The sequence below is a fragment of the Pedobacter africanus genome, from assembly GCF_900176535.1.
Lineage (GTDB): Bacteria > Bacteroidota > Bacteroidia > Sphingobacteriales > Sphingobacteriaceae > Pedobacter > Pedobacter africanus.
Window position 1 is genome coordinate 70063 of the sequence record NZ_FWXT01000003.1, and the last position, 23586, is coordinate 93648.

Annotated in this window: 17 protein-coding genes; 11 read left to right on the forward strand and 6 right to left on the reverse strand. The window is 43.9% G+C overall.

Translation table 11 applies throughout. The features are described from left to right. From B9A91_RS17470 to B9A91_RS17495, 5 genes are all read left to right on the forward strand, one after another. Positions 1–2622 carry a TlpA family protein disulfide reductase gene (locus B9A91_RS17470; protein WP_084240320.1) on the forward strand — a complete coding sequence of 874 codons (2622 nt, stop codon included), beginning with the start codon at positions 1–3 and terminating at the stop codon, positions 2620–2622. Positions 2623–2792: 170 nt separating this feature from the next. Then, on the forward strand, positions 2793–4358 hold the full coding sequence (locus B9A91_RS17475; protein ID WP_235012596.1) for a Na+/H+ antiporter: 1566 nt from the start codon (positions 2793–2795) through the stop codon (positions 4356–4358). An 80-nt stretch (positions 4359–4438) separates the two neighbouring features. Further along, positions 4439–5893 (forward strand): alpha-L-fucosidase, encoded by a 1455-nt coding sequence (locus B9A91_RS17480; protein ID WP_084240322.1) that lies wholly within the window; start codon positions 4439–4441, stop codon positions 5891–5893. A 69-nt stretch (positions 5894–5962) separates the two neighbouring features. After that, the gene (locus tag B9A91_RS17485; RefSeq protein WP_084240323.1) at positions 5963–6754 is read left to right on the forward strand and encodes a sulfite exporter TauE/SafE family protein; all 792 of its coding nucleotides are present in this window, start codon (positions 5963–5965) and stop codon (positions 6752–6754) included. Positions 6755–7247: 493 nt separating this feature from the next. Further along, positions 7248–8714 (forward strand): aminotransferase-like domain-containing protein, encoded by a 1467-nt coding sequence (locus B9A91_RS17495; RefSeq protein ID WP_084240325.1) that lies wholly within the window; start codon positions 7248–7250, stop codon positions 8712–8714. Between the two features lie 13 nt (positions 8715–8727). Here the strand turns inward: B9A91_RS17495 and B9A91_RS17500 are convergent, their stop codons facing one another. Then, positions 8728–9513, reverse strand: coding sequence for a hypothetical protein (locus tag B9A91_RS17500; protein ID WP_084240326.1), 786 nt, complete (start codon positions 9511–9513; stop codon positions 8728–8730). Between the two features lie 662 nt (positions 9514–10175). On the opposite strand from B9A91_RS17500, the gene B9A91_RS17505 reads away from it, so the two are divergent. The 6 genes from B9A91_RS17505 (at position 10176) to B9A91_RS17530 (ending at position 18726) form a co-directional block, all read left to right on the forward strand. Further along, on the forward strand, positions 10176–10625 hold the full coding sequence (locus B9A91_RS17505) for a DinB family protein (RefSeq protein WP_084240327.1): 450 nt from the start codon (positions 10176–10178) through the stop codon (positions 10623–10625). A 155-nt stretch (positions 10626–10780) separates the two neighbouring features. Then, positions 10781–11365, forward strand: coding sequence for an RNA polymerase sigma factor (locus tag B9A91_RS17510; RefSeq protein ID WP_084240328.1), 585 nt, complete (start codon positions 10781–10783; stop codon positions 11363–11365). A 54-nt stretch (positions 11366–11419) separates the two neighbouring features. Continuing rightward, the gene (locus B9A91_RS17515) at positions 11420–12571 is read left to right on the forward strand and encodes a FecR family protein (RefSeq protein WP_084240329.1); all 1152 of its coding nucleotides are present in this window, start codon (positions 11420–11422) and stop codon (positions 12569–12571) included. A 269-nt stretch (positions 12572–12840) separates the two neighbouring features. Further along, positions 12841–16269, forward strand: a complete 3429-nt coding sequence (locus B9A91_RS17520; RefSeq protein WP_200815686.1) for a TonB-dependent receptor — start codon at positions 12841–12843, stop codon at positions 16267–16269. 11 nt (positions 16270–16280) lie between these two features. Continuing rightward, on the forward strand, positions 16281–18089 hold the full coding sequence (locus B9A91_RS17525) for a RagB/SusD family nutrient uptake outer membrane protein (protein WP_084240330.1): 1809 nt from the start codon (positions 16281–16283) through the stop codon (positions 18087–18089). Positions 18090–18099: 10 nt separating this feature from the next. Then, entirely contained in the window at positions 18100–18726 is a 627-nt protein-coding gene (locus B9A91_RS17530; RefSeq protein ID WP_144008989.1) for a metallophosphoesterase, read from the forward strand. Positions 18727–18777: 51 nt separating this feature from the next. Here the strand turns inward: B9A91_RS17530 and B9A91_RS17535 are convergent, their stop codons facing one another. The 5 genes from B9A91_RS17535 to B9A91_RS17555 form a co-directional block, all read right to left on the reverse strand. After that, positions 18778–19035 (reverse strand): hypothetical protein, encoded by a 258-nt coding sequence (locus B9A91_RS17535; protein WP_144008990.1) that lies wholly within the window; start codon positions 19033–19035, stop codon positions 18778–18780. Positions 19036–19060: 25 nt separating this feature from the next. Next, positions 19061–19717, reverse strand: a complete 657-nt coding sequence (locus B9A91_RS17540) for a hypothetical protein (protein ID WP_084240332.1) — start codon at positions 19715–19717, stop codon at positions 19061–19063. A gap of 29 nt (positions 19718–19746) precedes the next feature. Continuing rightward, positions 19747–21699, reverse strand: a complete 1953-nt coding sequence (locus B9A91_RS17545) for a TonB-dependent receptor plug domain-containing protein (RefSeq protein ID WP_084240333.1) — start codon at positions 21697–21699, stop codon at positions 19747–19749. Between the two features lie 111 nt (positions 21700–21810). After that, entirely contained in the window at positions 21811–22518 is a 708-nt protein-coding gene (locus B9A91_RS17550) for a LytR/AlgR family response regulator transcription factor (protein WP_084240334.1), read from the reverse strand. Further along, a complete protein-coding gene (locus tag B9A91_RS17555) occupies positions 22515–23540 on the reverse strand; it encodes a sensor histidine kinase (RefSeq protein ID WP_084240335.1) in 1026 nt (341 codons plus the stop codon). Before B9A91_RS17555 ends, B9A91_RS17550 begins: the two co-directional genes overlap by 4 nt. Positions 23541–23586: the final 46 nt, after the last annotated feature.

Here is a 23586-nt window from a genome sequence, read left to right on the forward strand (position 1 = left end):
ATGTCAGTCAATTTAATGAAGTTAGTTGGTATAGTGCTGATCGGTATAGGCCTGCAGGTGCAGGCTTATGCTGCCAGCCAGGCTATTCCGGCCGATACCGCCATCGTAAGGATAAAAAGTAAGGATACCACAAACTATCCTGTAAGGTTGATGTACAGCCTGAACAACGAGTCTAAATTTGTTTTAAATGCAAAACCCATTAAGGGCATTTACGAATTCCGTTTGCCTTTAAATGGCTATAGTAAGGCAGTGCTGTACATTACTTCTGCCAGTAATATCATTAAGTCGGGCAAAAGTTTTGTTCCGCAGCCGGCCCCGCAATTCCTGATCAAAGGGGGAACTGATGTTACCGTAACAGCAGATTTTAACAATCCACTGGACCTGTCGCTGAAAGCCAGCGATGCTGAAATCAGGTTATACGAGAGTTATGCTGTCAAAGAACGGCAAACGCACCAGCAGATCTGGGCACGGATGAAGATCAAATTTGCGCAGCCCGATCAACAGGAAAAGCAGCAGCAGGCCGAAGCGGAAATAGCCAGCTTGTCTGCCGGGCTGAAAGCTTTTAAAAAACAGTTTACCGCGCAGCATCGTAATACTTTTTCGGCATTGATGGTTTTTGAAAGCTATTACACCGAACTGGGCAATGAACAGGCATTTAAACAGTTAAAGCTAACCGCAACTGCGTTTAAGGATAGTCCGGAATGGAAAACTTTGTATGCAAAACTGTATGCTGCCAATGCGACCGCCAAAGGTGCTGTTATTCCTGCGTTTGAGGTGCAGGATATCAATGGTCAAACCTTTAACTCACGGAAGCTGGAGGGCAAATATCTGCTGATCGATTTCTGGGGAAGCTGGTGCCAGCCCTGCAGGGCCAGTCACCCCGAACTAAAGGCCATTTACGAACAGTACAAACCAAAAGGGCTGGAGATCCTTGGAATTGCCTTTGAAAGTGGGACCATGGAAAACCAGCTGAAGCAATGGAAAAAGGCTATTGCTGAAGACCAGATCAACTGGGTACAGGTGCTCAATACAACAGAAAACAACCTGGTAAAATTGTTCGGTGTCAGTTCCTATCCCACAAAAATCCTGGTAGACCCTAAGGGTAATATCCTGCTCCGTACAAGCGGGCATAGTGATGAACTCAAAAAACTGCTGGAGACTATCTTCGGCAGCAAAACTTCCGGCCCGGTTTCCTTAAATAAATCTGTTGGCAGGGACAGCCTGTTAAATTACCTGAACCAGAAACTAACCGAAAACACCACACAATCCAAAGCCATTTTGAAAGAAGAGGCCGGTGCTTTAGTGCAAAGTGCAACCGAGGAAAATCTGTTACTGGCATTAAAGCTTTATAAAGCAATGGGTAGCGCCGACGCTGCTGCGGCTGTAGAAAAAGGAATGCTCAAAAAATATCCGAGGGGGGTAATGGCGCGTGATCTGGCATATGACAAAATTTTTGGCATCAAACCGGAACCTCCCTTAGCTGCAGTTGAAAAGAGCTATTTAAACTGGCTGAAGACCTATCCGGCAGCCGCGTATGGTGTAAAACAGCAGGAACGCTACAACTTTGCCCTTTTAACCCTTGTACAGCGCTTTTCCAAAGCAGGAAATAAAGAAAAAACGGAGCAATACCTCGAGTTGCTTAAGGATTCGAATATGAAAACTGTAGCCTTGTACAATGTGGGCAAAGACTTACTGGACCGCAATGAAGTTCCTGCTGCTGCACAATACCTGGGGCCTGCTTTAAAATTAAGTAAGGAAGCTAAAATGTCGGCTGATCCAAAGATGAGAAAGGGCTTCGCAGCGATGTATTATAGTAGCATCGTAGAGATGTACTCCTCAGCTATGCTGTTAGCCGGACAAGCCAATGAAGCCATAAAGCTAACGGCCGACTTGCTCGAAGAATACAACTATACGGGCATGAACTGCCAGCAGCTGGTATTGACATTGGCGAAAGCCAGGGTCGGCAAGGGAGAAAAATTATATGCTTTCCTGGCGCTGGACAGGTACCTTAGGGAAAATCCGCAAACGCCGCCTGTGCTGGAAATGGCAAAAGACCTCTACGTGATGTTAAATGGAAGCAAGGCTGAATTTGAGGAATACCTGAACAGTTTGCTTGCCGGAAAGCAAAAGCAGCTGACCGATCATTTAAAAACAACAATGATCAGGGAAAAAGCCCCTTTATTTTCGCTTTACAACCGCAAAGGGCAATTGGTTAACCTGGCAGATTATAAAGGCAAAGTGGTCGTGCTCGATTTCTGGGCTACCTGGTGTGTACCTTGTGTGCAGTCTTTTCCGGGCATGCAGGCAACAATTGATCAATACAAAAACAACAGGGACGTTGAATTTTTATTCATCAATACCTGGGAAACCAAAGCCGGCTTTGAAAAAAATGTTGACGAGCTGATGGATCAGCACCATTATACCTTTAATGTGCTTTATGACCGGCAGGCAAACGACAACAAAGAACTGGCAGTGAAACAATATGGTGTAAAAGCCATCCCTGCAAAATTCGTGATTGACAAAGAAGGTAACATCAGGTTTAGGGTAAGTAACAGCCGGACAGATAAGGCTTCTATACTGAGCGAGTTGTCTGCCATGATAGATATCGTCTTGAAACAATAGTTACTTTTGAATTTGAACGCTAACAGCTCGGCATTCAGTGGCAAGAGGGGGCAGGGTTGATCAGGTCTGATTACTAAATTTGAATTCCCGCATTGTAAAGATCAATTACATTGTTAAATTAGGGTAATTGATAAAGCGCAATGCATACAATTCTACCTTTTTTACTTTTGATGATAGCAGCTATAGTGCTGCTGGAAATGTGGGCCGACAAACTAAAAATTGCCTATCCCATTCTGTTGGTGGTAGCTGGCCTGGTTGTGAGTTTCATTCCCGGACTGCCGGTTATTCGAATTGACCCTGATCTGATCTTCTTTATATTCCTGCCGCCGCTGCTGTTTGAGGCTGCCTGGTCTATCTCCTTTAAAGAGATGAAGAAATGGTGGCGTATTATTGGCAGTTTTGCTTTTCTGGTGGTGTTTTTTACGGCATTATCAGTAGCACTGGTTACCAATTACTTTATACCGGGTTTCAGCATTGCGTTGGGCTTTGTGCTGGGGGGGATTGTTTCGCCGCCTGATGCGGTAAGTACCGGTGCCATCATGAAATTTGTAAAGGTCCCAAAATCTATGTCGGCCATACTGGAAGGGGAGAGTTTATTGAATGATGCTTCTTCGCTGATCATTTTCCGCTTTGCGGCGGTGGCCGTGGGTACAGGGCAGTTCATTTGGCAGGATGCCTCGCTTAGCTTCTTATGGATGGTGCTTGGGGGTACGGGGGTAGGATTGTTGTTGGGCTGGTTATTTGTTCAGGCGCATAAAAGACTGCCTACCGATGCACCTTCTGATACCGCACTTACCCTTATAGAACCCTATTTTATGTACCTGATAGCAGAACAGCTGCACAGTTCGGGAGTATTGGCTGTGGTGAGCGGCGGCTTGTTTATGGCCAATCGAAGGTTGTTCTTTCTGAACAGCAGCAGCCGCATTAAGGGGGCCAGTGTTTGGGAAAGCTTTGTGTTTATCCTGAATGGTATTGTTTTTCTGATCATTGGTCTTGGACTTCCGGAAATTGTAGCGGGTTTGCGGGCCGATGGAACACCGCTTTCCACCGCAATTGGTTATGGGGTAATGGTAACGGCAGTATTAATTGCAGCCCGCATCATCAGTTCGTACGGCGCTATGATTGCCACATTGATCTTTCGTCCCTCTGTAGCGCCCCATGCAGGTTCCAGAAGACGACAGTATATGATGCCGCTTTTGCTGGGATGGACCGGCATGCGCGGAGTGGTATCGCTTGCAGCAGCGCTGGCCATCCCTGTTACGTTGGGGAGTGGCGGGGCTTTCCCTCATCGGCACCTGATTTTGTTCATCACCTTCGTAGTGATCCTGCTTACACTGGTGGTACAGGGGCTCACTTTGCCCTACTTTATCAAACGCAGCAAGTTGTTTGATACGTTTAAGGCAGAGACCGAAGAAGAGACGGTCAAAAAAATGAAGAGAGGCTTAAGGTCGCATGTCTATAAATACCTTAAGGATAAATACGATGGTGAACTACACGATCATGCGGGCCTGCAAAAAATCCTCAAACACTGGGAAGAAAAATCGAAAGCTGCCGATGAGGACGAGTGGCTGGATAAAAAAACGATAACTGTATTTATGGAATTGCTGGAATGCCAGCGGGAGTACCTGGCAGCGCTGAATAAAGACCCGGCCATTGACGAGGAGATTATCCGGCGGCAATTGTACCAGATTGACCTGGAGGAAGAACGGTTGAATATTTTAATGCCAAAATCGTAGCACTTAATGCCAATATTATTGAATCTGGTGATGGAAATACCTTTAAATTTGAAGGTGAATACACTTTTGAATTTGAATATATGAAAAGACTGCTTACACTTTTGCTGTTGATCTATGGTACTGTTTCAGCGCAGCAAACCATCAAACCTTATGGTGCATTGCCTTCAAAAAGGCAGCTGGCCTGGCACGATATAGAGGTTTACGGGCTTATCCATTTTACGCCCACTACTTTTGAAGATAAAGAATGGGGATATGGTGATGCCGATCCAAAGATTTTTAATCCTGCCAACTTTGATGCCAATCAGATTGTGGCGGCAGCAAAAGCAGGCGGATTGAGAGGGATAATTCTGGTGGCCAAGCACCACGATGGCTTTGCACTTTGGCCAACAAAAACAACGCCCTACAATATTAGTAAAAGTTCGTTTAGAGGCGGTAAGGGCGATCTGGTTAAAGAGGTAGAGCAGGCTGCACGCAAAGCAGGCTTAAAGTTTGGCGTTTACTGCTCGCCCTGGGACCGCAATAACCCCCAATACGGTACGGCAAATTATCTGGCCATTTACCAGGCGCAATTAAAAGAGCTGTACAGCAATTATGGTCAGCTTTTTATGAGCTGGCACGATGGCGCCAATGGTGGCGATGGTTATTATGGAGGCGCGCGTGAAAAAAGAAGCATAGACAATACAGTTTATTACGACTGGAAAAATACCTGGGCCATTACCCGGAAAATGCAGCCTATGGCCAATATCTTTAGCGATGTAGGCCTGGATGTACGATGGGTAGGCAATGAAAAAGGTACAGCGGCTGAAACCAGCTGGGCTACTTTTACCCCAATGGCACCTGAAGGAAAAAATGAGGCTGTTCCGGGGCAGGCCAACTATCCTCAAAGTCCGGAAGGCATCAGGGATGGTAAATTCTGGATGCCTGCAGAATGTGATGTTCCGCTAAGAAAAGGCTGGTTTTACCATGCCAAAGAAAAACCCAGGAGCCCTGAAGCCCTTTTTGACCTTTACCTTAAAAGCGTGGGGCGTGGTGCCGGACTGGATCTTGGCTTAGCCCCTGATACGCGCGGGCAGTTGCATGAAGATGATGTGGCCTCGTTAAAGGACTTTGGCGCTATGGTGAAAACAACATTTGCTAAAAACCTGGCAAAGGGAGCTGTCATTAAGGCCAGCAATGCCAGGAGCGTTAAATACAATGCAGCTTTGCTGCTGGATGGCAATAAACAGAGCTTTTGGGCAACCGCAGATCCGGTGCATCAGGCAAGCCTGGAAATAGACCTGAAAGGGCCGCAGACTTTTGATATCATCAGTTTACAGGAGTACATCCCGTTAGGGCAGCGCATTGAGGGCTATAACATCCAGATATGGGAAGGTAATGCCTGGAAAACGGTTTACGAAGGTAAAAGCATTGGCGCAAAAAAGCTGGCAAAGTTGGAACAACCCGTAACTACAAATAAAGTAAAGCTGAATATTACCCAATCGCCTGTATGCATTACACTTAGCGAATTTGGTTTGTATAAAAAAGCGGGTTTTTAAGCATAAATACAAAATAGCTTACCTCCAATTGTAAATATTGGAATAGATTTGCTGAATACTTATTATTCAATGGAAATCGCTGGCTATTTCTCGTCAATCTTTATTGGGTTGTCATTAGGGCTTATTGGCGGAGGGGGGAGCATCCTCACCGTGCCTGTACTTGTTTACCTGTTTAGCATAGATGCGGTTCTGGCTACTGCCTATTCCCTGTTTGTGGTGGGTACTACAAGTGCGATTGGGTCCATATCCTATTTTAGAAAGGGATTGATCACTGTAAGGACTGCGATGATATTTGGTATCCCTTCTATTGCAGCTGTTTTTTTTACCAGGAGGTACGTGGTGCCTGCTATTCCCCAGGAAGTTTTTAGCATCGGTGATTTCATCGTGACCAGGAGCATTATGCTGATGGTGCTTTTTGCGGTTCTAATGATTGTGGCCTCTTACAGCATGATCAGGCAGCGTAAGCTGGCTGGCCCGGAAGAAGAAAATGCCGAGCCCAATTACCTGCAGGTATTTATACAAGGGCTATTGGTGGGCTTTGTAACCGGACTGGTAGGTGCCGGTGGCGGATTTCTGATTATCCCGGTTTTGGTAAACGGATTAAAAATGCCAATTAAGAAAGCTATAGGGACTTCCTTAGTGATTATAGCGCTGAATTCGCTCTTCGGGTTCTTTACCTCTTTTGGCAATAGCCTGGTAGATTGGGCTTTTCTGCTGCGGGTTACGCTGATTGCCATGGCTGGTGTTTTTATAGGAACCAGCATTTCAGGCAGGATGGATGGGAAAAAGCTGAAGCCTGCTTTTGGCTGGTTTGTATTGGTGATGGGGGTCTATATCATCATCAAAGAGATCTGTAAATAAAACTCTTATACTGATGTTTGTTTTTGCGAATAATGTAAAATGCGCTGTATAAACTATAATTCAGTTTATGATAAGCTAGCGCAGGGTTTCCTGTTTCGATAAACCGGATCAACTCTTTTAGCCGTATGGTTCCAATGTATTGTTCAGCTCGTTGAAGGGGCAAGGATTTGCAGTGGTGGGCTGTCATGAGGTTGATAGCTTCGCATACCAGCTGATCCTGATCCAGTAAAACCGGTTTCCGGATATTTAAGACCTCCACAGTGTTGTTTGTATTATCGAGGCTGTAATTATTTTGACAATCACTCATTTTTAGTTTATTTTTATAAAAAATAATAGTGGTTCAACCTATTGTCGTAAAGCTCAGTACTATATTTGAGGTTTACTGAACCTACTTTAAGTTTTTTTTCTGAACACAGTTTGCAATCCCTTTTTATTTCTAAACTTTTAATATACATTTGATTAAGATTATAAACTATGAATTAATGCTCAAAAAATGAAGAATAAATACAGTATGAACTGGGTAATTCCACAATTGGACAAAAGTCGATGTGCTACCCAAATTGAAGAATTCATAATCGGACAGATCAAGGTTAAAAACCTGCTTGCCGGGGATAGCATTCCCTCTTCCCGGATACTGGCAAACATTAATAATATTAGTCAAAGTTCAGTTAGGAGGGCCTACACCCGTTTGATAGATAACAACTGGCTCACCAGTACACCCGGTTCAGGAACCACTGTATCAGCAAACAATCCAACTGAAGATATACCGCACCGAACTTCGGGCTTCACAGAACATTTTCCAGCAGGCCTGGTCTATATAAATAAAAAAGAAGAGATTGTTCAACCGGCCTATATAGAAGAACCATTTGTAGCAGTGGGCACAGATTTTCCAAGCCCTGCTTCTTTTCCTGAAGAAAAGTTTGTAGCTTATTGTAACCACTTTAGAGAGGAGAGCAGAAAACTGAGCCAGGCAGAGCTGCTTAATGCATACGACGCAAGGTATTTAAAAGATAACATGGTTGATTATCTGAATCGTAAGCGCAACTTCGGTTTAAAACACAATATGCTTGACATTATAAAAGGCCGGAAAAGTACGCTCGATAGGGTATTTAGAATTCTAATTAACCCGGGAGATGTGGTGATCAATACCTCACCTCACGACAATAAACTGCTGGCGGCTTTGTTAAAACGAAATGCAAATGTATTTACCATTAGCCGTAGAGATCCTGATTTTATTGAACGCATAGAACAGATGCTGAACCATACCAGGGTAAGGGCAATACACGTCAGGCCGCAATGCAGCTTTCCTGAAAGTTTTACCCTTCCGGAGGATAGCTGTGAACGTCTTGTGGAGTTGGCGAAAAAACACAGGATGTGCATTATCGAGGAAGAAGAAGATCATGAATTCTGGTACGGCACTACTGCCTATAAGCCATTGGCTTGTTATGATCACGATGGTTTTGTGATTTATATGTCTTCGCTGAGCAAAGCAACTTCAGATGCACAGTCTTTACGTATTGTAGTGGCATCGGTACAATTTATCAATGAATTGCAAACGTTACCTGCACAGCCCATAGAAGAGAGGGATATCTTTAAGGAGCAAGCCTTTGCCAGAATGATAGCCAAAGGCGATATGGCTGATTACGCCAGGCAGATCAGGTTGCAATCCAAAACCTATCGCGATGAACTGCATTTAATCCTGAACCATTACCTGCATAAGTTTGTGAGTTATATCGTACCAGAACATGGCCTTACTTTTTGGCTGAAATTTGACAATAAGTTTGACCTGAACGTAATGTTAAAGAAACTGGATGATGGGGGCATCCAGGTTCCTTATCACCCAAATAACAAGAAGACTTCCCTAAAAACAAGCCATATGATGCTGGGCTTTGGAGCCTTTGACATCAATGAAGCAGAAGGCGGTGCCAAAATGTTAAATATGGTGTTGAGTGAGTATTGAAGGGTGGGGGCCTTTACTCTGTTTTAAAATCCATTCTTTTCCAGCCTTTGGTTCTTGCTTTTTCCGTTTCTCCTGCAGCTATAAAAGCCCTGAGTACAGCCACAGGGTTAAAAGATTTTGTATTTACTACGAGAGTCCCTACAAAAGTGGTTCTAATATACTGTAGCGTAATAACCGGTATACACAAACAACCAGGCTCAATTTCAAAATTAAATGTTGCGGGCGGAACAACCAGTGGATCAAAAGTCCAGTCTATGCTGGTCATTTGTATGGGGCTTAAAGTCATTTTTCCATGCTTCAGGTCATGCATCCCAACAGCAAGACCCAGTATGCATTTACGCCCATCTTTTGGGAAATTTAGCTCATTGGGTAGTTGCATTTCCGGGATATTGATGCTTAAAGTTGTGTGATTAATAGTTACTTCAGGCTGTACAAAAAAGTTATCCCTTACCGGCGAATCCATATTGAACTCAAAACCAGCCAGCCGGTTAAAGCTGTCTTGATTAAATGTAAAAACTTTATTTTTTGGATCATACGTCTGTCCCATTACGTATATTAGATCTGAATTGAAGCGGTTTACCATTCCGCCATCAAAGAGCTCTGTAATAACAGGATTTAGATTCTGCCGGATACTTCCTGCCAGGGATGATGCCAACCCGAAACTGGAAGCTGCTAATTTGGTGGCCTTTGTTTGCTTACCGCCAGCAGATTTGGAGGTAATTACCTGTTTGCCGCGATGCTTTTTTAAAACTGAAGGGCCTAAAGTGCCCCTGATGAATTTTCCGTCTACTATTGCCATAGTTCAATTTGGTTAAGGTTTAGAATCGCTCTTACCTTTCCTCAGGTCAGATCACTAATAAATATACAATTATAATACAAATACTATATAGTTAGTCCGCATATTTTCATTAAAACGCGGACTATATGCGGACTATACTTGGACTATATGCGGACTATTATCCTATTAGGTGCGGGCCTGTCTTACCTTAACACTGTCTTTATTTCTTGAATTTTTGAAAGCGGCGTTTATTTGCGAAAAAATTGATTAGAATTTAAATCAATTGTTAGTGCTAATATACGTCGCAGATCGCATGACTGCAAGTCCCAATTGCTTTATTGTTGCACTCATCATCTCCCGTTGTAGCTCGTACGCTGAGCCGTCTTTCAGCTGCATATTGGTTGGCTTTTGCTCGGACTTTGGCTGGCTCCAGCCGACTGATTTTCAGAAAAGATGATGGTAAAAACATGGTTTTAGTTTAGCAAACGGCCACTTTGCCTCGCGGAATCAGGGGCCAAATTTGAACATGAAGCTGGGAACTTAATTTTAGAATAGCTGAGCCAGCTTATATGAAATTTGCTGAATAAAATTTTCTTAACAGTTTGACAGAATTTTGATGCCCGGGAGACAAGAGTGGGTGCCAGGTTGTTTAACTTTACGTAAACTTTAAAACACCTGTACCCATGCTAAAAGAATCCTTGAAAGCACTCTTTATAAGAGACCTCAATAGACTGAAATCGGAAATTGAACAATACCAGGATGAGAAAAACCTCTGGCGCATTGATAAGAACATTACAAATTCTGCGGGTAACCTCTGCCTGCACCTTGTTGGCAACCTAAATACCTTTATAGGTGCCGAACTGGGTAAAACCGGATATATAAGGGACAGGCCACTGGAGTTTTCGCTAAAAGATGTGCCCCGTGCCGAGTTGATCCGTAAAGTGGAAGCTACAATTGAAGTAGTGAACAATGCAATAGACAATTTAGCTGAACAAGATCTGGAAAGTGATTATCCGCAGTCAAAAATTGTAGAAGGAGGGAGTTCGGTGGCTTTTATCCTGATGCATTTGAGCACCCACCTGGTATACCACCTTGGCCAGATCAATTACCACCGCAGGTTATTGGATATTTAGCAGGCGCAACTGCTGGCACCTTAGCTAAAGCCGGAAAATAAAATATTTTGATTTGTTGCATAAAAATAAATAGCTTAGATTATATCTCTGTTTGTTTACAATAAATTAATGTTAGTTGTTTTATTTTGGCAATAGTTTAAAGGATGTAAGCTTATATGTGCACTGAACTGGACTTCAACTTTTTTCTGCTGGTTAAATCCGACAAACACCGGGCATTTAAACTCGTGTTTGAAGCCTATTGGCAGTCACTTTATAAGCAAGCATATAAAAGGGTTCAGTGCGCCGATATAGCCAAAGACCTGGTTCAGGACTCTTTTTTATCACTCTGGGACAAGATAGACCAACTCGATTCTGAAGGAAGTGTACTAGCCTACCTGTATGCTGTTCTGAGAAATAAAGTGCTTAAACTTTATGAAAAAGATGAGGTAAGGGCCAGGTATGCCATAAGTATAACCGCACTTGAAGCCCCTTCAGACCTTCACGCGCAGAACGCACTTATTGAAAAAGAACTGAAATCCCTAATAGAAAAGGAATTGGCCAGCATGCCACCCAGAATGCGCGAAATTTACCTACTGAAAAAAGACGAAGAGCTTTCTGTAAAACAAATTGCGGTTAACCTTTCCCTTTCCGAACAGACCATCAAGAACCAGCTGCAGACTGCGTACCAGCGTTTGCGGGTAAGGGTTAAAGATTACAACCCCGTTCTGGAGCCCAATGAACTTTTTTTGAAAAAAAAGTAACCAGCCTATAGTACTTTTCTTTCCGATACCGGATATCTGAGTAAAAGCAATATTTTGGATACCGGGAAACTAAATGATTTACTGAAGAAATACAACAATCAAACGGCTACTGCTGAAGAAAGGAAAGCTGTGGAAGATTGGTATGAAAGGATAAACGGCGAAGTGCCTGAAATGGACACTGCTGATTTAGCCGGTACCAAAGCAGATATGTTCAATTTTCTTGAACATCATATTGCACCTGTTGCTACAACTGCACCTGCCAAAAGCAGGTTCCGGATATACAGGTCGTATTTGGCTAAAGCTGCAGTGTTTGCAGGGCTGTTGCTGGGTATTGCCTATTTTTTCTTTAAAAAACCAGCTAATGGCGATGGAAAACAACTTCTTGCCCATCAAAACATACAGCCAGGGGGCAACAACGCCGTACTGCAGCTGGCCAACGGTACCAAAGTTGTGCTTAACCAGGCGGCCGACGGACAAATTTCCAGTCAGCAGGGGATCAGCATCGTTAAAACCAAAAGCGGAGAACTGGTTTATCACCTTCGGGAGCAGGCAGGAGCAAACGCATATGCCATGAACACGGTAACTACCCCGCACGGCGGACAGTACCATCTGATATTGGTAGATAGAACAGAGGTATGGCTCAATTCAGGTTCCTCCATAACCTTCCCGGCGGCATTTTCGGGCAAGGAACGTAAAGTTAAAATAACCGGGGAAGCCTATTTTGAGGTGGCAAAAAACAAGGCCAAACCATTTGTAGTTCAAACCGGTAAGTCCGAAATTACTGTTCTTGGAACCCATTTCAATGTCAATGCCTACAGTGATGAGGAAGCAGAAGCCACCACCTTATTGGAAGGTGCAGTGAGCGTAAAAAGTGCAGGTCAGCAGGTATTGTTAAAGCCCGGACAGCAGGCTAGCCTGCAGAAAAATGCCAGCCGTTTGAGCATGCATGAAGTGGAAGACGCCGATGCGGCAGTAGCCTGGAAAAACGGATACTTCCAGTTTGATAATGCCGATCCGGCAGCGGTAATGCGACAGATATCCAGATGGTATAATGTCGATGTTCAATATCAAGGGGCTTTACCGGTAAAACAATACAATGGAAAAATACCACGGGGGGTGAGTGCAAAGGAACTGGTAGAGATGCTTTCTTACAGTGGCATCAATTGTACCCTGCAAAACAACAGAATCATAGTTATTCCTAAATAGATAAACCAAACCAGCTCACCATTAAACCAGCAAATATGAAGAAATAGCACACCCGCCACGCCACAAAAATCTTCAAAAAAAACGAGAAGTGTTCGCAGCACTTCCCGTTGAAATTTTGGGATCAGGACCTGATTGACAAAATCTTAATCAGGCAAACAAAAAGTAACAAGCTATAATGTTTAAACCCCAAATTCAAAGCTATGAATTTTTTTACATTCTTTAGCGCTGTATTTATGCTGCAGCGCAAATCAACGCAATTAATATTGGTTATGAAGCTAACAACAGTACTACTCATTGCCAGCCTGCTTCAGGTTAGTGCAAGTGTATATAGCCAGAAAATAACACTGAAGAAGAAAGATGCTTCTATAGACTTGATCTTAAAATCAATAGAGAGGCAGAGTGAATATGTATTTCTGTACGATAAGCTGGAGGTTATAAAATCCGGTAAGGTATCTATTGATGTGAAGGATGCACGTATAGAAGATATAATGGAAATATGTCTGAAAGACCAGCCGCTTACCTATAAAATCTTCAATAAAACGGTGATCCTTAAAAGGAAAGAAGAACATACCCAGACCCTGTTTCCCGGCAATATGTTCGAGATCATTAAAGGAAAGGTTATGGATGAAAGCGGTCGCCCGGTACCAGGCGCAAGTATTAAAGTCAAGGGTAGCTCGGCTTCAGCAATAACGGATGCCAGTGGTTTTTTTACGATCAATGCCAAATCCGACGATATCCTGGTTATTTCCTATGTAGGTTCGAAAACCCAGGAAATATTGGTTGGTGAAAACAAACAACTCCATATTGTATTAAAAGACGATGTAAAATCACTCGATGATTTTGTGGTGGTGGGTTATGGTAAGCAAAAAAGAATTAACCTTAGTGGTGCTGTCGATGCCATTAGCTCCAAAGAAATAGAGAACAGGCCTATTCCAAGTATAGGTGCGGGCTTGCAGGGACTTATCCCGAACCTAAACATTGCAAATGGAAGCGGACGTGCCAGTGATTCTACGTCTTTAAATATCAGAGGGGTAACTTCATTGGGTGGACAGTCGGGAGATAAAACAAAAGATAAGCTTTATAGCAGCCCTTATATCCTGGTAGATAACGTTCCTTACACTGCAGGGGAACTAAGCTTGCTTAATCCGAATGACATTGAAAGCGTGACAGTTTTAAAAGATGCTGCTTCTGCTGCTATCTATGGTGCCAGGGCTTCGTTTGGGGTCATTTTAATCACCACTAAAACACCCAAGAGTGGCAAACTTAGTGTAAGCGCCAACGCATTTTATGCGTATAAAACCCTGGGTAAGCTTCCTCAAACGATTACTGATCCTTACCTTTCCTATACCACAAAGCATGAAGCCGCATTTCCTTATTATCCTCAACTTTTTAATGATGAAGCAATCAGGAATTACGCGAAACAAAGGTCTGAAAATCCTTCTTTGCCTACTACCTATGTAAATCCTTCAAATGCCAATCAATGGATTTATGTGGCCTCAACAGATTGGTTTAAAGAGGCATTCAATACTATATCACCAAGTTATAATGCTAATTTTAACCTATCTAAAAAATCTGAGGATGTAGGCTACCTGCTCTCCGCAGAATATATGAAAAATGATGGGGTTATCAAGAATGCAAATGAAACCTATGACCGGTATAACCTGAGGGGGAAAATTGATGTGAAGCTGTTAAAGTGGCTTAACTTTGGAAACAATACTGCTTTTACCACTTCCTTATATAATGCCCCTACCTCCTCGATGGATAATTTCAGTTATTTCTGGGAAATTAACCGTCAGAATTCATTGGATGCTGTTTACAACCCAGATGGTACCTTTACGGCTGCAGGGGCAAACACCATCGGACGCGTACAAAAGGGTGGGCGTACCCTACAGAAATACAATAACTTTCTGACTACTTTTAATGCAACGGCCGATGTGATTAAAGATGTGCTGGAAATTAAGGGGGACATTACTTTCAGGCGCAATACGGGAATTCTTAATGGAGGTGATTTCAGGGTGCCGTACAATAGCGGACCAAATACAGCTACACAATATCAAGGCCCCGGCACTTCCTATATCCGTGCCGACAATTCAGAAACAAGGAACAACATTACCAATCTGTATGCCGATTATCACCAGACTTTTAACAAACATTATGTGCAGGCCCTGGCTGGTTATAACCAGGAATACAGGTACGACCAGGTATCCTGGGTAAGCAAAGCAGGCCTGATCAGTAGCAGCCTGCCTTCACTTAACCTCGCCACAGGAGCGGTAACAACTGGTGAGACTATAAAGGATTGGGCAGTAAGAGGATGGTTTTATCGCCTGAATTATATTTATGCAGATAAATACATCGTTGAATTCAATGGCCGTTACGACGGGACTTCCAAATTTCCCAGGCGCGACAGGTGGGGCTTTTTTCCTTCTGCATCTGCTGCCTGGGTAGTTTCCAACGAGAACTTCATGAAATCTGTTAAAGATGGCATCAGGCTCGACCTGCTTAAATTCCGTGGATCATATGGATCATTGGGTAACCAGGACGTAGATGCCTATTATTATATCGCCAATATGAAATCTTCCCAAATCGGACAGATATTAAACGGTGGCAGGCCGCAGGCGGTTTATCCTCCTGATCCGGTTTCTCCAAGCCTGACCTGGGAAAAAGTATCTACAGCGAACTTCGGGGTAGATATGTCATGGTTTAACAATAAACTTGATATCAATTTTGATAAGTATACCCGTTACACAGATGGTATGCTGACCAAAGGAAAGACACTTCCTGGAGTGTTTGGAGTAGATGAACCTAGACTCAATGCTGCAGATTTAAAAACCAAAGGATGGGAACTGCGCGTAGGCTGGAAAGATGCTATAAATATTGCAAAAAGCCCATTTTCTTATGGTATTGGTATCAATGTGGCAGACAGCCGTTCATTCATTACCAGGTTTGATAACCCCAATAAAAACTTAACGGATTATTATGTAGGACAGGAGATCGGAGAAATATGGGGGCTGGAAACCGAAGGCTTTTTCCAGAGCGAAGCTGAACTTACCAGCCATGCCAATCAGCAGTTTTTTGTGTCGGATGATGCCGGTGGTACTTTTGGTGTAGGGGATTTAAAATGGAAAGACCAAAACGGCGACGGCTTTATCAATAGGGGGAAATACACTGCTGATGATCATGGGGACCTCATACGGATTGGTAATTCAAGCCCCAGATATACTTTTGGTGTTGACCTGAACCTGGCCTGGAAAGGTTTTGATGTCCGCTCATTTTTTATGGGAATTGGAAAACAGGATTTTTATCCAAGAAACAACAATGTGTATTTCTGGAGTGTTTTTGCCCAGCCATGGACAAACCCAACAGTACAAACAATGGACAAATGGAGCCCGGAAAACCCTAATGCGTATTTCCCGCGGTTGAAATCTTATATTGCCGAAGACGTGTCGGAACTAGGATATCCTCAAACAAGGTATCTTCAGAATTTTGCTTACATGCGCCTGAAAAACCTGACCATCGGTTATACACTACCGCAGGCTATCCTTAGGAAGCTCCAGGTAAACAGGCTGAGGGTTTATTTCAGTGGTGAAAATATCTTCGATAAGTCAGGTGTGAAATTCAATCTGGATCCTGAAGCTTTAAGTGGTAATGTTTACCCCTTCCAGAAAACCTTTTCGTTTGGCCTTAATGTAACACTTTAATCGTTAGTATCATGAAATTCAATACATCAATATATATTGCGCTGATTCTTTCGGGAGCATCCTTTGTTGGCTGCAAGAAAGATTTTCTTCAGAGAGATCCTAAATCTACAATTACAGATAACGTGTTTTTTAGTTCAACCAATGATTTGGAGACTTATAGTAACGGCTTTTATGAGCAACTGCCAACTCCTGTCAATGACATGAATAGCGACAATATCGCTACGCATAATGTGAGTGTTGAAACGGATCAGCTTGTAAGGGGCATGATTACCCAGGATACTTACGGAACATGGCAAACCAATGGCGCTGATAACTGGAGTAAGAAGGACTGGGGGAAACTAAGAGCTGTTAATTATATGCTGGACAATGCAGCTAAGGTTACAGGTAGTCAGGTAGACATCGATCATTACATCGGTATTGCCAGATTTTTCAGGGCCATGTTTTATTTTGATAAAATCAAAAAGTACAGCGATGTTCCATGGTATGGCTCGGTTTTAAATTCAGAAGACGAAGCTTTATATAAAGGACGTGATTCCAGGGCATTTGTTGTGGATAAGGTATTGGAAGACCTTCAGTTTGCAGTTGACCACATTAAGGCCGATGGTACAAATACAAGGATTACAAAATGGGCAGCCCTTGCCTTACAGGCGCGCTTCGGGCTTTATGAAGGTACTTTTAGAAAGTACCATGCAGAGCTTAACTTAGCTGCTGACTATTCCCGCTTCCTGACCCTGGCAGCAACTGCAAGTAATAAAATTATGACTGAAGGCAGTTTCTTAATTACAGGAACCAGCGCGGATGACTATGCGGCTATTTTTAATGCTACTGCTTTGTCTGCCAACAAAGAAATCATACTTTGGAAAGACTATGACCCTGCGCTCAATGTTGGAAATGGCTCTGCATTGGTATTGAATTATAATTTTGCGCTGAGCAGAAGCTTGGCTGAAGCTTATCTGAATAAAGATGGCAGCCGGTTTACAGATTTTACCAAATCCTTTTTAACACTGTTTGATAATCGCGATCCACGAATGAAGGCAACGATAAATTACCCAGGCTGGATACAACCCGGAACTACCGTTCCCTATCGAATTAATCCGACTATGGGCGGGTATGCACAGATAAAATATTATCCTGCAAGAACAGAACTGAACCAGGGCTTTGAAAAACAGTACAACGACATTCCGGTTTTCCGCTTGGGCGAAATTTTACTGATCAATGCAGAAGCTAAGGCTGAACAGGGAGCAATTACACAAACCGATCTGGACAACACCGTAAACAAGTTAAGAAAACGTGTAGGGATGCCAGATATGACTTTAGCTGTGGCACTCGACCCGGCACTTGTTGCCCAGTACCCGAATGCAGCTGGTGGTAATTTAAACGTATTGCTGGAGATCAGACGGGAAAGAAGGGTTGAATTGGCCTGTGAAGGATTCAGGTTTGACGATCTGATGCGTTGGAAGGTAGGAAAGCTGATCCAGAACAACCAGCAGGGCATGTATATACCGGCATTGGGCGCCTATGATGTAACCGGCGACGGGGTTCAGGATATTGCTGTGCTTGCTTCGCCCGCAGACGAAAGTCCGATTGCAGCTCTGCCCCCGGCAGTGAAAGCAGGCCTGGCCAAATACTATCTGAAAGACGCTGCTGGAAAAGACAATACTTTCTACTTATCAGGAGCTACCTCCGGTTTTGTTTCGTTTACCAGGGACAGGGAACAGCCGAGGAACTTTATTGAACCCAAGTATTATTATCGTCCGATTCCACGCCAGGAAACTTTACTGAACCCAAACCTTAAACAAATATTTGGCTGGGACCAATAATTCATCTATAATGAAAAGAAGGAATTTTCTTAAAAGCTCTGCATTGTTCGGAGCAGCGGGTGTGCTTCCTACCGGAGCCATTGTGGCGGCGCCGGCAGGGAAAGCCCCGGACAAGGAGGATGAGATGTACGGAAAGCCTTATGTGGTGAAACGGCTTAAAATCCCTGCCCCGTACTACAGCTTCCGTAAAAAGAACTGGCATTTCATTATTCTGGATGGCAATGGCCCCGGATTAAAGCTGGATGGAGAACAGATGAACTGGCTGGAAAGGGAGTTGGATAGTCTGAAACCCAATACCCCGGTGCTGCTCATGTCGCATTATCCCATTCTTACGGTAACCAATACCTGGGAGGGAGGGCAGCATGGCGATCATAAAGAGCTTAAAAAGCTGTTTTATAAACACCGCGACAAGGTTAAGATCTGCCTGAGCGGGCATCAGCATTTGCTGGATGAAGCTGTTTACAATGGGGTTAGGTACCATTGCAATGGCTCTATGAGTGGTTTCTGGTGGGGAAAGGGTGATGAGAAATCGGCTCGGCCTTATTTTTACCAGGAGAGCTCGCCAGGTTATGCTTTGCTGAAGCTTTACGAAGATGGCCGGGTAGAGAATGAATATATTCCGCTCGATCTAAGCTAAAGATTCAAATCCCTATAAATAATTAAGGCCGGGCATTTTGCCCGGCCTTAATTATTTATATCGGCATTGTTGCCATTTAGGTTTGCCTGTTCCAGGCCCTCCCTGCTCTCCATCTGCTCCGTGCCGGAAAACAAGGCGCATAAAAAAGACATTTGCCGAAACAAAAAGTACAATGGCCAGTATGGCTGCAACTTTTGTTAAACTTACCAAAGCCGGGTTCTTGGCAAAGCCCCCGAATATGTAACCGATAATAAACACCATACAAACCCCAAATAGTATCCGTATGGTCATAATGAATCCGAAACCCATGATCTTAAAATTTAATTGTGAACGATTATTTGTAGTTGCCAAGCAGTGCCGTGTTTTCTGATAAGCCCCAATGCGGCTCCGTACCACTTACATCTGCTGCCTTTATTTTTTTAAGGCTCTCTGTAGCCAGTTGCTTTGCCTGCGCTTTGTCTCCTCCCCAAAGTTTAGGGGTGTTGTACAGTTCCCATGCCTGTACATACATGGCCCTGGGGTTTGCAGCGTCAAGTGCCTGCGCTTTAACCCGGTATTGCTGAGCAAGCGGGCCATATTTGCGTCCGTAACTCATTGGGCTGATAAACACTTTTGTGCGGTAAACCATACTCAGCACGGTATAAACCTCTGCACACGCTTTCTTTTGCTTCAAGGTGTCCAGCAAAGACTTCGCCATCAACGCCTGCTGTTCCCCTCGGTTGCTGTAAGGCTCAATACTTTCGCCGTCATCTTTCCTGATGAAGCCGATTTTTGCATTACACAGAGCGGCGTAATAATAGGGCAGCCAGTTTTTTTTCTGCTGTCCGCCAATCCTAAGGAACTCTTTTTCAAGCGCTTCATAATCGCCGGTCTTTCGGGCCTGGTCTAATTTGGTTACTGCATTTTGCAATGCATTTGTACCCTGTTCCTGGGCTATGCCCTTAAAATAGAATGGTACCATTGCCAAAATAAGGCATGCTAACTTTTTCATACTTGTGGTTTTTAATTATTGAAAATTGATTATAGATTTTTATCGATGAAATCGGCCGTGCGGTCTATGCCAAAGCTCATGAATATGCCAGCATAGAAATACCTGTCGGCCGGTAAGGTTATGGCCGTTTTATTCCGGCCATCAAAGCTATAGTTGTAGCCAAATACCTGCTTGGTACCCAGCAGATTGTTTACGCCAATACTGACCCCCGAAATTGGTTTCTGCTTCCACCTGCCAAACAGGGAAAAGAGGTGGGCCACCTGCAGGTTCATTATGCTGTAGGGCCTGGTTGTTCCCTGGTCGGCTATCTCCAACAGCTGTAGGCCATTGTACCTGATGTTGTAATAAGGCCTGCCCGTTGCTACAGCACAGGAAAGATTTAAAAATGTATTGATGTCCTGAAAATTCTTTTTTATTGCAATGGTAGCGGTATGAGGGGTAGTAAAATCCGGTTTCAAGGCATAGGGATAGTTCAGGAAATCGCGTTTGGAATCCAGAAAGGTATAGCTGATCCAGTAATCAAGGTTCCTGATGGTTTTTTTATCTCTGAAAAACAGTTCCAGACCCTGGGCATAGCCCGATCCACTGTTGTTCAGGAACGGTGCTGTTTTTACCAGATGGTGATATTGCTTGCGGTATAATTCCATACGGAAGAACCTGTTGTTTGCTTTTTTGGTGTAGTTAAGTACATAATGTGCTGCATTTGAAAATTTCAAATCGGTGTTCTGATACAGGATTTCATTTGAGGGCTGCTGATAAAAGATGCCATAGGCAAGGTTCAGCTGTCCGCCATCATTAAAACGATAGGCCAGGCTGGCACGTGGGGCAATTGCCGGTTTGTTTAACAGCAAGGAATATTCTGCCCTAACGCCCAGTCTGGCTGCCAGGTTATCGGTTAGGTAAAGTTCGGCTTCTGCAAAAGCTGCCGACAAATTATCGGTAAGCAGGAGGGTGCTGTCATTGGAAAAACCATTGTCCCGGTTGTAAAAATGTTCTGCACCTATGCGCAGGGCCTGGTTGCCGGAAAAGATCCTGGTAAAAACCATCCTTGCTTGTGCAAAATCAGACCTGATTTGGCGCTCATGGTCCATAGCTGAACTTCTGCTTAGGGTACGGGTATCATTGTAGCTGTAGGCCAAACCTGCATCCACAAGCCAGGTTTCATTCAGCTGATCGTGATAACTCAGGTTGTTATATATGCTTTTCCCCTTTACCTGATAGCTGGACAGCAGGTTTGCGTTGTTGATGTCTGGAGAACGCATCCCGACATCACTGGAGTTCCAGTTGGTGTAAAGCTTCAGCATGCCCGATTTTCCTGTCTGTATCCTGAAGTTTGCGTCGCCTTCCAGGTACTTCGGTCCGCTGAAATAATCGGGCCTTTGCTTAACAATGGTATTGTACAAAGCCGCATTGCTGTAGCGTAAGGTAACACCATAACTACTTTTTTTATTGCGTGCCAGCTGCTGGATACCAGCCCCGACATTTGCAGGGAACAAAGAAAAACTGGCCGAGGATTTTTCGGGCAAACTACTGCTTTCCAGGATCAGGACACTGCTCATGGCTTGGCCGTAAAGTGCCGAATAACCTCCTGTATTGAACAATATTCCTTTAAACAAAATGGGATTAACACGCGCATACTGCTGCATGCCAGGTACGGCAGGGTAATTGGGGCTTTTAAGTAAGGTGCCATCAATAAACTGCCGGGTTTCCTCGCCCGTGCCCCCGCGGATAAACAGGCCATCGCGATCGCCGATCTGCTGCGCACCAGGCAGCGAACGCATGGCCAGTGCAATATCAGCATTGTTTCCTGCAACGGTAAAAGCATCCATTGCGGTAAGGGAAGCCCCTTTTGCCTTGTCACTGGCTTCAAAAGACCCCGCACTGATGGTTACCTCTTTTAAAGTCCGGCTGTCTTGTCCGTAAACGGCCTGGAAGGCCATTGACATAAAAAATGCTGCAGCTGTCAAACGTAAGGTATTCATTGCCTTTGTATTTTGTTGTATGTACAGGCAAACCTATAGCTAAAACCAATAGGTATTTTGGAGAATAGACCACAAGGGGAATTGTGCAGACGAATGCCGGAATTCCGGGAACTAGTTTTTTCTGCCCTTTAACAGAATGGATAAACTGTCTTTATAAGACTCGCTTACCGGGATTTCTTTTTTGCCTATGCAAACAAAATCGCGTTTAATGGTACTGATCTTTTTTGCGGCAACAAGAAAAGATTTGTGACAGCGTATAAAGGTACCCGGAGGGAATTTTTCCTCCATAGCCTTCATGGTCATGCGGGTAAGGATCGGCTTTTCAGCAGTAGAAAGGTAAATCTTGATGTAGTCCTTCAGCCCTTCAATATATTCAATGTCGGCTGCAATGATCTTTACCTGGGTGTACTCTACATTGACAAAAAAATCCTGCAGTTCAGGGGCCGCGGCAACCGGGTTTTGTAAAAGGAACAGTTCATTTGCCCTGTTGCACGCTTTCAGAAAACGATCAAAGCTGAAGGGTTTCAACAGGTAATCCACCACCTGCAGGTTAAAGCCTTCCAGTGCATATTGCTCATAGGCGGTAACCAGTATCACCATTGGCGGATTTTTTAAGGCAGCCAGGAACTGAAGCCCGTTTAAACCCGGCATCTGGATATCCAGAAAAATGAGGTCTACCTGCTCTCTTTGCATCACATCGCAGGCCTCCATCGCATTTTTACAGGTGGCCGTCAATTGCAAAAAAGGCACCTGGTCAATACTGTCTTCCAGTAAGTCCCTTAACAATTGTTCATCGTCTACAGCAATGCAGCGTATCATATCAATTGTAAAGTTAAGCTAATATGGAATTGGTTAGCTGTCTGTTGGATCTTTAAATTATACTTATCCTTGTACAGTAAATCCAGCCGTGATTTTACATTTGCCAGGCCGATGCCCGAATGCCCGTCTTTACTGCTGTTTGATTGCGCATCAAATTGGTTAATGGCTTCAAAAAACAGCTCACTATTGGCAAGGGATAAATTGATGCTGATGACCGGCTTTGCCTGATAACCAATGCCATGTTTAAAAGCATTTTCTACAAATGGGATGATCAGCATGGGTTCGATGAGCTGAGTTTCACTAAGGGCGTTTATTTCCGTGTGATACCTGATCTCTACATCGGTACCAAAACGCATGCGCTGCAAGGCTACGTAATTGTTCAAATAAGCGATTTCTTTATCCAGTGTTACTTTTTTGCCTTGTGTTTCATACAGCATGTAACGCATCAGTTCTGAAAGCATGATGAGCGAGGGCTCGATCTGGTCAGATTTTTTTCTGGCCAGTGATACCAAGTTGCTGAGCACATTGAACAGAAAATGCGGGCTGATCTGGGAACGGAGGAATTTCAGTTCGGTAGAAAGTTGTTCGGTTTTTATTTTTTGCTGCTCGCGGTCCTGTCTTATCTTGTCAACCACTTTACGGTAAACGATACTAATGATAAATACCGCAACAGAGGGGGCAAAAACGAACTTATAGGCGGTAAGGTCTTTCAGTACCTCAGGAAACCACCAGGCCAGCATATGGTATTTTAGCTGAAAGGAGCCAAGGATCAGTGCTGCGGAACATATTATATACAACCACCAGAACCTCCGGTTAAGCAATCTGGGAATCAGAAAAAATGCATTAAAATAAAAGATGAAGAGATGTATCAATCCGGCAAGGCTAAAAAAGTATCCGGGAATGGGGCCTATTTTATACCCGTGTGCCGCTGAAGATACCAGGTAGGGCAGGAGCAGGACCATGGCCCAGATGAGTGCATGAAGGGCGATGCTGATGTACCTGAATTTGACTGCTATTTTCATTGACCTGGACCGAACTGGAAATTGAGTTGCCGCTGCGGATAAATTT

Coding starts and splice junctions, on each gene's coding strand:
- B9A91_RS17470 (WP_084240320.1), top strand. CDS start 1: ATGTCAGTCAATTTAATGAAGTTAGTTGGTATAGTGCTGATCGGTATA.
- B9A91_RS17475 (WP_235012596.1), top strand. CDS start 2,793: ATGATAGCAGCTATAGTGCTGCTGGAAATGTGGGCCGACAAACTAAAA.
- B9A91_RS17480 (WP_084240322.1), top strand. CDS start 4,439: ATGAAAAGACTGCTTACACTTTTGCTGTTGATCTATGGTACTGTTTCA.
- B9A91_RS17485 (WP_084240323.1), top strand. CDS start 5,963: ATGGAAATCGCTGGCTATTTCTCGTCAATCTTTATTGGGTTGTCATTA.
- B9A91_RS17495 (WP_084240325.1), top strand. CDS start 7,248: ATGAAGAATAAATACAGTATGAACTGGGTAATTCCACAATTGGACAAA.
- B9A91_RS17500 (WP_084240326.1), bottom strand. CDS start 9,513: ATGGCAATAGTAGACGGAAAATTCATCAGGGGCACTTTAGGCCCTTCA.
- B9A91_RS17505 (WP_084240327.1), top strand. CDS start 10,176: ATGCTAAAAGAATCCTTGAAAGCACTCTTTATAAGAGACCTCAATAGA.
- B9A91_RS17510 (WP_084240328.1), top strand. CDS start 10,781: ATGTGCACTGAACTGGACTTCAACTTTTTTCTGCTGGTTAAATCCGAC.
- B9A91_RS17520 (WP_200815686.1), top strand. CDS start 12,841: ATGAAGCTAACAACAGTACTACTCATTGCCAGCCTGCTTCAGGTTAGT.
- B9A91_RS17525 (WP_084240330.1), top strand. CDS start 16,281: ATGAAATTCAATACATCAATATATATTGCGCTGATTCTTTCGGGAGCA.
- B9A91_RS17530 (WP_144008989.1), top strand. CDS start 18,100: ATGAAAAGAAGGAATTTTCTTAAAAGCTCTGCATTGTTCGGAGCAGCG.
- B9A91_RS17535 (WP_144008990.1), bottom strand. CDS start 19,035: ATGGGTTTCGGATTCATTATGACCATACGGATACTATTTGGGGTTTGT.
- B9A91_RS17540 (WP_084240332.1), bottom strand. CDS start 19,717: ATGAAAAAGTTAGCATGCCTTATTTTGGCAATGGTACCATTCTATTTT.
- B9A91_RS17545 (WP_084240333.1), bottom strand. CDS start 21,699: ATGAATACCTTACGTTTGACAGCTGCAGCATTTTTTATGTCAATGGCC.
- B9A91_RS17550 (WP_084240334.1), bottom strand. CDS start 22,518: ATGATACGCTGCATTGCTGTAGACGATGAACAATTGTTAAGGGACTTA.
- B9A91_RS17555 (WP_084240335.1), bottom strand. CDS start 23,540: ATGAAAATAGCAGTCAAATTCAGGTACATCAGCATCGCCCTTCATGCA.